We start from the raw sequence: 13113 nt of genomic DNA, 5'->3' as shown, positions 1-13113 counted from the left end.
TGGGCCCACTCCCGCCATGAAACCGGGTTTCTCGTTTCCAGTTTCCCAGCTTCCCAGACTTAATTACGTTAAGAAACCGGGTTTATGCGTAAGTTGGGCGAGTACAATTCTCAATTATTGACAATTTATGACGCAGCCAATCACCGATCGCCCGTTTTTACCGTAAATATACTGAGTTAAGATACTCGATTGACCTCCAAATCTAGAAAAAATAGGGATATGCAGGACGAGTAGCTGCTAAGTGCTAGCAGAAGCAGCAGAATTTGTCCTTTGCCTTGTTGATTTACCAGGCTCGACTTGCAGAGCGCTATGGGGATGCTATGTATAGCAACCGCCACATCGGTGAGGACATAAATAACTTCATGAATAGAGGCGATACCCGTACTGTATCAATGGTTTGATTCCCGTTATGCAACTGTCAACTGTCCACTGTCAACTGTCAACTGCTATACCTCGATACCAAACCGCAAAAAAACTAAAAAAATAACATTATGTTTCATGAATACCTTTACCAAGAAGTAACCAACCTGCGCGAAAAGCTAGCTCACCTAGAAAGAGAAACGCAATCTCAAACCTGGTTCAAAAAGCTGCAAGCGCTGATGGGAGTGATTGGCAAAATTCGCGAATCCCTAGACTTAGAAACAATATTCAAAATCACAGCTACCGAAGTCCGGCAACTCCTAAATGCCGATCGAGTCGCCGTCTACCGCTTCCTTCCCGAATCCGAGTGGAACGACGGCGAAGTAGTCTCCGAAGACGTGCTGCCCCAATACAGCCCATCCCTGGGCGCAAAAGTTCATGACCACTGCTTCGGCGAGCAATTTGCCGCCAACTACGCCAAAGGATACGTTCAAGCAGTCAGCGACATCTACACAGCCCGGTTGAGTCCCTGTCACCTCAAAATCCTCAAGCGATTTCAAATCAGAGCAAACTTAGTCGTACCCCTACTGCAAGGGCAACATTTGTGGGGATTGCTTTGCATTCACCAGTGCGGCGAACCCCGCGATTGGCAGGAAGACGAAATCGAATTTGCCAGACAAGTAGGCGACCATTTAGCAGTCGCAATTTCTCAGGCCGAATTGCACTGGCAAACCCAGAGGCAATTAGCAGAAATCAAATCGGCGCAGCAGAAACTCCGCGACAGCGAGCGAAAATATCACCAAATTCTCGATTCGATCGCCGATATGGTATTAGTCAAAGGCCCCAAATCCCAAATCGTCTGGGCAAATCAAGCCTTCCGCGACTATTACGGCATGAGTCAAGAGGAAGTGCAAGGGCTCGTAGACGCACCTTTCGCCGAACCTGACCACACTCTCCAGTACATTAAAGATGACACCTTCGTATTTGAAACCGGACAAACCCTGCAAATTGCCGAAGAACCGGTGACGCGCTACGACGGAAAAGTGCGGTTGTTCAGCACCGTCAAAACACCAATCCGCAATCAAGACGGCAAAATCACCATGACTGTCGGCGTCTCCCGCGACATGACGGAACGCAAAGCCGCAGAAGAAGCCGTCAAAGCCAGCGAAACCAAATACCGCAGTCTGGTAGAAACTTCCCAAGACATGATTTGGTCTGTCGATGCGACTGGACACTACACCTTCGTCAACCCAGCAGTTAGGTATATCTACGGTTACGAACCAGCAGAAATGCTCGATCGACCGTTCTCCGATTTTGTGACACCAGAACAAGCCGAGAAAGATTTAGCTGTTTTCGCCCGCCTGTTTGCGGGAGAATCAATTTTCCAGTACGAAACTACCCAAATTGCCAAAGACGGCAGCATGAAACATTTGATGTTCAATGCCATCCCCCTGTACGACGAAACCGGAAACTTCCTCGGCACCACCGGTACAGCTACCGACATTACCGATCGCAAGCGCGCCGAAGCAGCATTGCAACACGCCAACGCCGAACTAGAACGCAGAGTTGAAGCCCGCACCGCCGAACTGCGCCAGACTTTTAGCGCCCTCACCGCCAGCGAAGCCAAGTTGCGAACGATCGCAGCCACCATCCCCGGAGCCCTGTTCCAATTTTCTAGCCGCGATGGAGAGTGGAAAGTTGACTACACCAGCGATGGCATCGAAGATATCAGCGGCATCACAGCCGCAGAAATGATGCGAGACATCACCTCCTTCATTTCCCGCGTCCACCCCGAAGACATGGAAAGCTACATCGCTTCCGTCACCGAAGCCGTTAAAAACTTCTCTCCCTGGCACTACGAAGGGCGGTTAGTCAAGCCAAACGGCGAAATTCGCTGGTGGCAGGGCGACTCCATGCCCACCCGCAGCGAGAACGGCGAAATCGTATTTTGCGGCGTCGCGCTCGACATCACCGATCGCAAAGTTGCCGAAACCGCCATCCGCGACAGCCAGCGGCAGCTCAAAGAAGCCCAGAGACTCGCCCACGTCGGTAATTGGGAATTCAACCCAACCACGGAAACCGTCACTTGGTCGGAAGAACTCTTCCGCATCTTCGGACTCGAACCGGCTGCGGCTGCGCCCAGCGTAGAGCAGCAACTCTCTTGGTGTCATCCAGAAGATTTGGAATTGTGGCAAACGCAAGTACAGCAGAGCATTGAATTCGGCATTCCCTACGATTTTGATCACCGGTTTTATCGTCCCGATGGCACATTACGGTACATCAATGCTTTGGGTCAAGCTGAAACCGATGCCAATGGCAAGGTGGTAAAATTGTTCGGCACGGCGCTCGACATTACCGATCGCAAAGCCGCCGAAGCAGCCCTGCGGCAAGCAGCAACCGAGTTGGAAGACAGAGTGAGCGATCGCACCGCCGAACTTTCTCAAGCAGTCACTCAGTTAGAACAAGAAATTGGCGATCGCAAACAGGCAGAAGCAGCCCTGCAAGTTTCCGAGCAAAACCTGCGAACCATATTTAACAATGTCTACGACGCTATCTTCATTCAAGACTTAGAAGGTAACATTCTCGATGTCAACGATCGAATGTTAGAAATGTACGGAGTTAGTCGGGAAGAAGCCATTAAATTATCAATTACCAAGGACTATTCAAGCGACGAAAATCCTATTCAACTAATGAGAGAACTTTGGGAGAAAGTATTATCAGGCGAAAGCACTCGTATCGAATGGAAATCTCGGCGACCCAATGATCGTTCCACCTTTGATGCAGAAATTGCCGTGTCAAGAATTTATCTCAACGGCAATCTCAGCGTCATTGCCAACGTGCGAGATATTAGCGATCGCAAAGCGGCGGAAGCAGAACTGCAACAGGCTCAAAATTTTATGGAATCAGTGCTCAACACCATACCCGTAGGAGTATTTGGCAAAGAAGCAGAAGAGTTGCGATTTGTACTGTGGAACCCGGCGGCCCAAGAGTTGCTTGGTTTCAGTGCAGCAGAAGTTATGGGCAAAAATAATTACGATTGTTTCCCAACAGAACAAGCCGACTTGTTCACCGCCAAAGACCGGGAAGCGCTCGCCAGCGGGCAAATTGTAGACATTCCCGAAGAACTGATTCAAACAAGAGAAGGCGAGACTCGCATATTTCATACGAAGAAAACCGCAATACTCGATGCTGATGGCACACCGCAATACCTATTAGCTGTCACCGAAGACATTACCGATCGCAAACTAGCAGAAATTGCCTTGAAGCAATCTGCATCCCAACTCAAACAGCAAGCAGATCGAGAAAAATTGCTCAACATTCTCACCGCCCAAATCCGCAATTCCCTCGACTTCGACAGCATCGTTACAGTCGCAGTTGAGGAAATTCGCGCTTTCATGCAGATCGATTGCTGCAATTTTGCCTGGTACCGCGACGACGGAGACCAGCCTTACTGGGAAATTATTAAAGAATCTCGCCGGGCCCAACTTCCCGATTTAACAGGTCGCTATCAAGCTTCCGATTTCGGTCTGATTGGACAACAAATCTTGCAGATGGAAATGCTGCGGATTGATGATGTCGAAACAGTCGCAGATCCTGTGTGGAAAGAAACCGTGAGAGCAATGGGCTACCAATCGCTATTAATCATTCCCATGCAGGCACTTTCCGGGGTAGTGAGTGCAATTAGCTGCTGCAACAGCCGTTCTGTGAGGCCTTGGAGCGACAGCGAAGTCGAATTGTTGCAAGGGATTACAGTTCAATTGGCGATCGCCATCAACCAAGCCGAACTTTACACCCAAACTCGCAATAAAGCTCACGAATTAGAGCAAACATTACAGCAATTAACCAACACTCAATCGCAGTTAATTCAAAGCGAAAAAATGTCATCTCTCGGTCAACTCGTCGCAGGAGTTGCCCACGAAATCAACAACCCAGTTAACTTTATTTACGGCAATCTCACCCATGCCAACGACTATACTCAAGACTTGCTTAACTTGCTCGAACTTTACGAAAACCACTATCCTGTTCCTGTTGCAGAGATTCAAAATGAAATAGAAAATATTGAACTAGAATTTCTGAGGGAAGACTTGCCAAAGTTGCTTGTTTCGATGAAAGTCGGTGCCGATCGCATTCAACAAATCGTTGCTTCTCTCCGCACCTTCTCCCGCATGGATGAAGCGGAAATGAAAGCAGTAAATATTCATGACGGCATAGATAGCACTCTGATGATTTTGCAGCATCGCTTCAAAGCTAAACACAATCATCCAGAAATTGAGGTGATTAAAGAATACGCTCAACTGCCCTTAGTAGAATGTTATGCCGGACAGTTAAATCAAGTATTTATGAACATCTTGAGCAATGCTTTGGATGCTTTGGAAGAACGGGATCTGCGCCGTTCTGCTGAGGAAATGCGGCAACAGCCCAGCAACATCCGCATCCGCACTGAAATATCGCCAGCCGGCAAGGTAATCATTCGGATTACTGACAACGGGCCGGGAATACCGGAGACTGTCGGCACTCGGCTTTTTGACCCGTTTTTTACCACTAAACCTGTGGGTAAAGGCACTGGGATGGGCTTGTCGATTAGCTATCAAATTGTTACAGACAGACACAACGGGTCGCTCAAATGCACTTCTTCGCCGGGACAGGGTGCAGAATTTGCGATCGAGATTCCGCTGAAAACTAATTGCTAATGGGCATTGGGCATGGGGAATTGGTTATTTGTTATTTGTTATATAGCAACCGCTTTGGCGGTTATGGCATAAACTGGAAGTAGTCCCTCATCCTGCTGTGCGATCGCAAAACCCATCCCCAAACCCTACAGAAACCCGGAAAAAATGGCTACCCTCGCTTTCAGAAAAATAACCGTTCCGTTGAGTACAAAGTCGCAGGTTGGAAGCTTTCAGAAAATAAGAAGCACATCACGTTTACAAATAAGTTTAAACTAGGAAAGCTTAAGCTGATTGCATTGAGAGATCGGATAAGCAAGTCGTCTCTATGAACCAAGAACCCCCTCGCCTTTAGGCATGGAGACTGTCAACCGATCTCATGGATATCAAACCCAAGCCGAGATGGTAAAACTATGGGAATGAGAGAAAGCGCGATTCCCTACGGGATAGCTTCGCCGCGCGTACCCTCTCACGGGCGTTGAAAAAAATTAGCTTTACTCAAAGAAAACCGCTAGCCTTTCAGGGATGCCATAAAACCTTAAATCTTTTGAAACACTAAGAACCTATATTGAACTAATTCCTTCATCAAACACTTTTGCAGAGCATCCCCACCTACTAAAGCCTTAATATATAGAGAAAATTCCATAAAAGGCTTCAGAAAAATAACATATAAACTAATTAGAATATCTCGACTTCTTCGCAATTTCAAATTAGGTGTCAAATCAATATTTTCAATCAATTTATAGCCATATTTGCTAGCAATATCTTCCGCTGATTTTGTACTCATTAAAGAACCTAAAACCCACCCTTTGCGGAAAAATTCAATCAACTTTTTTTCTGATGAGTCAGCAGGTAAATTATCCGTCAGGAAGTCATCACAGATAATCAAGAATCCGTTTTTATTCATTTTATTGCTTATTTCCCTAAAAAAAGCATGGCTATCAGTAGCATGAACGAATGCTTCAACGGAATAAGCCAAATCCATCAAAGGAATATCTCGATCTAAATTTTGAAAATCTCCTTTAGAAATAAGGCAATCGCTTTTAAGATTTAATCTCTTGTTAATTTTCTTAGATATTTCAACTTGTGCCGAACTAATAGTTATTCCATAATAACAGGCTTTTGAATAGGACTGAGCGAGATAAAAAAGACTACCTCCTACTCCACATCCTAAATCAATGATAGATTCTGGTTGATGTTTCTGAATAATATCCAGGATTAAACTATTGACAAAGTTAAAGGCATCTTCAGCAGTTGCAACTCCATTCCCCCATACCTCCCGATGTATGCCGTAAGTTTCATAATGATCGTATTTTAGAAATCGGCTGGTGTTGCGATCGTAGTATTTTTCTACTTCAATATTCATATAGCATTTTCCAAGCTAGTGAGGTACAATTAGAGAACAATTCGCCAACTCTAAGTAAATAAAGATGAAAGCCTATTCTGTTCACCAAAGAATTCGGACTCCTTAAAAAAAATCTTCCCGCAATTGCTTTATAGACTATCAAGTGTAAGCAGGGAACGTGCATAGACATCACCGGAGATGGCGTTGACAGACAGGCTTTTGAGTTGAGCGATCATTTCCTGAGAATTAAGCCAGTTAGCTGATGGAAATCGATACGATTCACCAAACTTAGCTGGTTTCCAGTTAAACTCATAAGGTCCCAAATGGTTCAATCGTTCAATGCAGCCCAGAGCAAGGTTTATTGCACTCGGAGTGTATTCAAACGAAAGGGCACGAATAGGTTGCGACAAGCCACGCAGAACTTCGAGCTCGTTACCCTCAACATCAATCTTGCAAAAAGCGGGCTTACCATACTGGGCGATCAGGCTATCAAGGGTTGTTACCGAAACAGAAAGCGTTGTATCCCAGCGCACATGAGCGAAAGAGTCAATCTGTTGAACAGCTTGCATCCAATCACGGGAGAGGGTGGTTACGGTTGGGGTACGTTGGCTCACCAACAAGGTTTCGGTTCCACGAACTGCGCCAACAGCCTGTTCGACAAGGGTAATGTGGGGATGATGACCGTACCAGCTTTTTAAAAGGTGCATACAGTGAGGTTGAGGCTCGATTCCGACAACGCGGGCATCAAGACGAGACAAAGCAAGAAGATGATTGCCAACATGGGCACCGATGTCAAAACAAAGATCGCCTGGTTGGACAAACAGTGAATAAAAGCGGGATAACTGACGGATGCGAAAGGGGATACCGTAGTACATCAATAATGAGTGAAGAATACCTAGCTGCTGCCGGAAAGATGACATATTAATTGTTTCCTGCTAATGATTCAGTAGTTTTAGTCATCGATCAATTATATAATCTGAGTCAATACCTTCGCCAATTTTTTAGAACGCCCGCAGATAAGGGTTTCTGACTATGGGTTTAAAGCCCAATTCAAAAGCCTAAATCCCTCACATTCAAAGGAATTTAGCTTTTTTGCGATCCTTAATCCTCTAATTTTGGCGCAGGTATTGCTAAGTAATTGAGTAACCGTTCAAAAAACATCAAAATTAAGCAATCTTATTTTGGGGTAAAGACTAAACCATAACCATCATTATTTGGTGATGGTAGTGTCATATCTGTAGTTTTTGAGGAAGAATCTCACCCTGTTAACGAAACAAGACTGCTTGATTCCATTTCGTAGGAGCGTTAGGAGCTGGGATGTTATGAGGTCTCTGACTCAGGGTAATCCGTTGTATTTGGTTTGCGTTACATAGTCATACTCTGATAGAGAAGGTTGTCGGGGCGGTGCAAGAATTTGTGTCAGCCTTGACGGGAGTGACACTTATGGTAAAAATGAACAGGGTTCCCAATAACAGCAGTTTTAGTGCTTTTTTGAAGAACCTAGTATTCATACAAGCAAGAGTATAACCTCCTAGTTAATGTAGCCAACATATATTTTCTTTAACAGTTGACGTTAAAATCGTAATAAATTGTAATGTTGCAATTTACTACGATTTATTACGATCTTTTTAAAATAGGATTGAATACATACTCAACTTGCTCATGGTAAACTTAGAGCAGCAACGGTTGGGTTTTTGCGAGCCGCATGGTAAAAAATAATGGATGAATCAAGACAAATTACTAAAAGTACAGTTGAAGAAACTGTAGCGATCGCTAAACTGCCCAGCGAATTTGGCACATTCAAAATTTACGGTTATCGTAATGCTTTGGACAATTCCGAAGATGTAGCAATCGTCAAGGGAGAACCAGCCGATTTCGATCACCCTGTAATGGTAAGAATACACTCGGAATGCTTAACGGGGGACGCATTGGGTTCTCTGCGTTGTGATTGTCGAATGCAGTTACACGCAGCCCTGAGAATAATTGAGAATGCAGGTCAGGGCGTGGTACTTTATTTAGCACAAGAGGGAAGAGGGATTGGTCTATTGAATAAAGTGAAAGCCTATTCTTTGCAAGATTTGGGACTGGATACAGTAGAAGCAAATGAACGTCTGGGATTCTCTGCTGACCTCCGGGAATACAGCATGGCGGCGCAAATTCTCAATAATTTAGGGGTAAGCAAAATTCGCTTGATTACCAATAATCCTCGCAAAATTGCTGGTTTACAAAGCTATGGTATTGAGATAGTTGACCGGATTCCCTTAGAAATTGAACCCAATGACTACAGTTCCAATTATTTGAATACTAAACTAAATAAACTCGGTCATTTATTCAAGGTTAAACATCGAAAATCTTTAGCAGTAAAGCAGTTTCACATTGACGACAATCTAGAACATATTTGGTCGGCATTGTTAGAATGCAAAGAAGTTATCAATAACGAAATTCCCGAAATACAAGAATATTGGGCTTTTGTAGGTAATCGAGAAAACTCCTGGACTTTCCAGAAATTTGGTAGCGAACAAATACCAAAGTTTGACAATAGTGATTTCCTAATTCTGATTGATTTTAGTCAAAAATCAAATTTTGTTAATCAACTGCTTTCTCAAGTCAAATTTGCCATTGTCTTCAAAATTGGTTCTCCCTTAAAGACTGATTTTATAAAAAATGTCCAGTATTTAAAAGGAGAAGGAATCAATAAGGGATGGCAGACTTTCTCCTTGTATCTGCGAATATTAGTTGCTCAAAGAGAAGCTCGCTTAGAAAAACGTCCGTTTCTGATGGCTCACTTAGCACAGACTCTTGACGGTAAAATTGCCGCAGTTAATGGGGACTCTCGATGGATTAGCAACGAGGCTAATTTGAAACACGCGCATCGTTTGCGAAGTCTGCATGATGCTGTAATGGTTGGTGCAGCGACGGCAAGTCTTGACAACCCTAAGTTAACAGTACGGTTAGTAACTGGCAAGAATCCAATTCCGGTGATTATTGAGGGACAAAAAGATTTGAATTTCGATGATTTGCAAATGATCGCTATCCATGAAAAAACCATTGTGTTGTACCCTCAAGGAAAGCAGCGTCAAAAACTACCAGAAGCAATCAAAGAGAAGATTTTGGCTATTCCTATTTCCCCTGGCAAAGATGCTGAAGAAAAGCCAGTTTTATATCCTGCCGATATTTTAAAAGTTTTATATGAAAACGGCATTTCCAGTATTTTTTTGGAAGGTGGAGGACAAACCGTATCCTATTTCTTACAAACTGATTCCATTAATCTACTGCACCTCCATTTTGCTCCGTTGCTTTTGGGTTCTGGAAGATCGAGTTTTACCCTTCCGGTTGTTGATTCTATTGGGGAAGGAGTGCGCTTTCAAATGAAGCACTTCGATCTTGAAGGGGAAATTCTGATGGAACTTTTGCCTAATCATAAAGATGTCTAAAAATTCTCAAATTTATGGATATTGGGTCGTCTCTCCTAGTCAAGGTGAAATTAGAGAAACCCCCGTGATGCAACTCTCCAAAGATGCTTTATCTCTGGAAACACTCTGTACTGGGATTAGTCCGGGTACGGAGAGGTTGGTAGGTATGGGAAAAGTGCCTGAAGAGTGCTGGGAGAAGATGCGCTGTTTGTATATGGAAGGTAGTTTTGCCTTTCCTTTAAAGTACGGTTACAGTCTTGTTGGTCAAGCTAATACAGGTAGTGAAAGGGGTAAACGATTCTTTGTCATGCACCCCCACCAATCAAGGGTTGTGGTGGCACACTCAGATGCTTTAGAATTGCCTGACTGGTTGCCTAGCCAGCGAGCAACTTTAATCCCAAATATGGAAACAGCTTTAAATGCTGTCTGGGATGCTAAAGTGAGTCAGAGCGATCGCATACTGATTGTTGGTGGAGGAATTATTGGTATTCTCACTAGCTTTGTCCTTAGCAAAGAGTATGGCATTCAGCCCGACTTTTTGGAACTGGATGGGCAGAGAATTCAATACCTAAAACAACTACCTTGGTTGCAAAATTCCCGTTTAGCTACTGATTGTCTGGAGGGGAATTACAATATTGTTTTCCATACCAGTTCTTCCTCTTCTGGACTGCAAAGTGCAATTGATGCCCTGGCTTTTGAAGGTCGCTGTATTGAACTAAGTTGGTATGGAACACAATCGGTTTCCTTGCAATTAGGGGGTTCTTTTCATTACCAACGCAAACAAATTATCGCTTCTCAAGTTTCGGCGATCGCCAAACCGAAGCGATCGCTAATTGATTATCGTCAAAGGAAAGAACAAGTCTTAGGTTTGCTCGCAGATTCCACCTTGGATATTCTGCTTCAACCCGTGATTTCTTTTCCAGAGTTGCCAAATTTCATGTCGTTGTTATATCAACGTCAAGCCCATCCAGTGTCACCGTTAGTTGAGTATTAAAATCATGTTTTCTGTTGCAGTAAAAGACCACGTTATGATTGCCCACAGCTTCCAAGGTGAAATTTTTGGGCCCGCCCAAAAGCTACACGGAGCTACCTATATCGTCACTGCTCAATTTAAAATAGCCAAGTTGGATGAAGATGGTTTGGTGATTGATATTGGTAAGGCGATCGCCATTCTCCAAGAAATTCTCGCCCCCTTAAATTACCAAAATCTAGATGATTTAGTCGAATTCAAGGGCATAAATACAACAACAGAATACATGGCCTATTATATCCACCAGCAAATCAGCAAAAAAGTCAGTCCATTTTTCCAAGGTATTCTCAACATCATGCTGGAGGAAAGTCATATTGCCTGGGGAAGTTACGAAGCACAGGTATGAACCAAGCTAAGATCCATTTTATTCAGCCTCAACTGAGTCACATATCAGGAGGATCAATTTACAATTTAGAAATTGTCAAACGTCTAGAGCAGTCAGCCAGAGGCAAGGGATTTTTTCATAGTTTAAATAGCCCTGTAACTGAGCTATTTGAGTATTTTAATACTTTGCCTGATAGCTGCATTTTTATACTTGACGGACTCTACTTAGCAAATTCTGAATTCAAAGCCTCTCTACAGCAATTTCTTCCCTATACACAGCGAACTTACCTGATGCTCCACTATCTTGAATCGATGAATACCTACTACTCATCTCAAGAAAAAGAAGCACTTTGGAATGGTGAGAAGCAATGGCTAAAAGCTATGCAGGGAATTATTATTCCCAGCTTTCAACTGCGAGATTATCTCTCTAATCATGGTGTAGAAAACCATAAGATTGCTGTAGCATTTCCTGGCATCGCCAAGGCTCAAGAGGATCGTTTATCTAAACCAAAAAAAAATGACTTAAATCGCCCGATCAAATTAATTGCTGTCGGTACTATTTGTCAGCGCAAAGGACAGCTTGAATTAGTGCAAATGTTGACTCAGATCAAGATTAAAAATTTTATTTTGCACTTGGTGGGTGATTATGAACAGGAATCTAGCTACACTCAGCAAATTGTTTCCTTAATCAAGGTTGCATCAATGGAAGATTCCATAATTTTACACGGTGGCATTCCGCAACAAACTCTTTTTAATTTGTTGCCTGAATGCGCTCTTTATCTCTCCTCTTCTACCTATGAAACTTACTCTATGGCCACCGCCGAAGCAGTGGTTCACGGACTACCGATATTAGCTTATGCAACCGGAGCAATTGGTGACTGGATTGAGAACAATGTTAATGGGATACTTATAGAGTTAGGTAAGCAGGAGCAATTTTCTTGGTGGCTCAGAAGATTGCTGACACATGATACTGAACTTAATCAGTTACAAAAAAAGGCTTTGCATCGCTCCGCCAATCTATCTTTTAAATCTTGGGATAAAACTTATCAAGATTTTTTGCTGGCATTTACAAATGGTATATAATGACGCTAGAGACTCATACATCCCAGTTGAATTTTCTATCAAGAAATAGTTCCAGCGCTTGATTATAAGGTTGGTAAAATTCAGAAAGCATTTGAGCAACTTTTTTAGAAGGTTCCTCTTTTAAAGCCAGATTAAATTTTTTGCTCAAAATAGTGCCATAATTATAACTGGATAATTCCAGAAATAATCCAATTTTGTCCATTATTTTTTGAGCGTTTTCAGGTTTTTTTAGAGATTCATTATGCAAGATCAATATCCGATCTTTACCAAATACTTTCGTCCATTGGCTTATTTGATTAATGTACATTCCCGGAAACACAAATTCTCCTCTTCCACCTTCCCTTATTTTTTGAATTTCATCTCTAACTTCTTCTGCAAAAGTGCGGATATTAAACCCAAGATTTCGGCCTTCCGCTTGGAATCGCACAAACATTTGATAATGGGAATATGCTCTTTCTGTGGGGTTTCTCAAGATGACAATCAGCTTGATATCTGGCAACAACCGCTTGAGCAGATGAGGATTAGCTTCACACAGGTAATTAGCGCTAGCTTCTCCAGTGATATATTGCTTTCCTTCTTCTCTTTTGATCTGGACATTTTCAAAATAAACAATGCCCACTTCGTTCAATTCTGGCCATTCAAAACTTATGTCACCTTGAAAATCAATACTGGGGAAAAGTTTAAGGTATTCAGGAAAATGAGTTAATACGAATGATTCGGGCTTCGAGAAAAACTGAGGTTCTTTTAATTGGCACGGAAGTACATTAGGATGAGAGATTAGATACCTATACAGAGACGAAGTTCCACACTTCCGTTCTCCAATAATAATGAAAGTAGGTTTAAAAATGTTATAATTAAGCATCTGAGATTATTTTTTTTGCAGGAACTCTA

Annotated in this window: 8 protein-coding genes and 1 pseudogene; 6 read left to right on the top strand and 3 right to left on the bottom strand. The window is 43.1% G+C overall.

The genetic code is table 11. The annotated features are described in order from the left end of the window. The first annotated feature begins 491 nt into the window (after positions 1–491). A complete protein-coding gene (locus tag QUB66_RS04700) occupies positions 492–5051 on the top strand; it encodes a PAS domain S-box protein (protein WP_332966684.1) in 4560 nt (1519 codons plus the stop codon). A 514-nt stretch (positions 5052–5565) separates the two neighbouring features. On the opposite strand, the gene QUB66_RS04695 is transcribed toward QUB66_RS04700, so the two are convergent. After that, positions 5566–6393, bottom strand: a complete 828-nt coding sequence (locus QUB66_RS04695; RefSeq protein WP_332966685.1) for an SAM-dependent methyltransferase — start codon at positions 6391–6393, stop codon at positions 5566–5568. A gap of 128 nt (positions 6394–6521) precedes the next feature. Next, complete coding sequence (locus QUB66_RS04690) at positions 6522–7292, bottom strand: FkbM family methyltransferase (protein WP_332966686.1); 771 nt, start codon at positions 7290–7292, stop codon at positions 6522–6524. 846 nt (positions 7293–8138) lie between these two features. Here QUB66_RS04690 and ribA point away from each other — a divergent pair. The 5 genes and pseudogenes from ribA to QUB66_RS04665 form a co-directional block, all read left to right on the top strand. Then, a pseudogene (gene ribA, locus QUB66_RS04685) lies at positions 8139–8738 on the top strand (GTP cyclohydrolase II); the annotation flags it as partial. A 411-nt stretch (positions 8739–9149) separates the two neighbouring features. Continuing rightward, positions 9150–9806, top strand: coding sequence for a RibD family protein (locus QUB66_RS04680; protein ID WP_332966706.1), 657 nt, complete (start codon positions 9150–9152; stop codon positions 9804–9806). Further along, positions 9799–10779 carry a zinc-dependent alcohol dehydrogenase gene (locus tag QUB66_RS04675; RefSeq protein ID WP_332966687.1) on the top strand — a complete coding sequence of 327 codons (981 nt, stop codon included), beginning with the start codon at positions 9799–9801 and terminating at the stop codon, positions 10777–10779. Before QUB66_RS04680 ends, QUB66_RS04675 begins: the two co-directional genes overlap by 8 nt. Before the next feature lie 4 nt (positions 10780–10783). Further along, positions 10784–11161, top strand: coding sequence for a 6-pyruvoyl trahydropterin synthase family protein (locus QUB66_RS04670; protein WP_332966688.1), 378 nt, complete (start codon positions 10784–10786; stop codon positions 11159–11161). Next, entirely contained in the window at positions 11158–12222 is a 1065-nt protein-coding gene (locus tag QUB66_RS04665; RefSeq protein ID WP_332966689.1) for a glycosyltransferase family 4 protein, read from the top strand. The genes QUB66_RS04670 and QUB66_RS04665 overlap by 4 nt, the downstream gene beginning before the upstream one ends. A 13-nt stretch (positions 12223–12235) precedes the next feature. Here QUB66_RS04665 and QUB66_RS04660 read toward each other — a convergent pair whose 3' ends face one another. Beyond that, on the bottom strand, positions 12236–13084 hold the full coding sequence (locus QUB66_RS04660; RefSeq protein WP_332966690.1) for a sulfotransferase domain-containing protein: 849 nt from the start codon (positions 13082–13084) through the stop codon (positions 12236–12238). Positions 13085–13113 lie beyond the last annotated feature (29 nt).

It is taken from the genome of Microcoleus sp. A2-C3, assembly GCF_036706065.1.
GTDB lineage: Bacteria > Cyanobacteriota > Cyanobacteriia > Cyanobacteriales > Microcoleaceae > Microcoleus.
The sequence above is the reverse complement of the archived record's forward strand: the minus strand, read 5'-3'. Positions and strand labels throughout refer to the sequence as shown.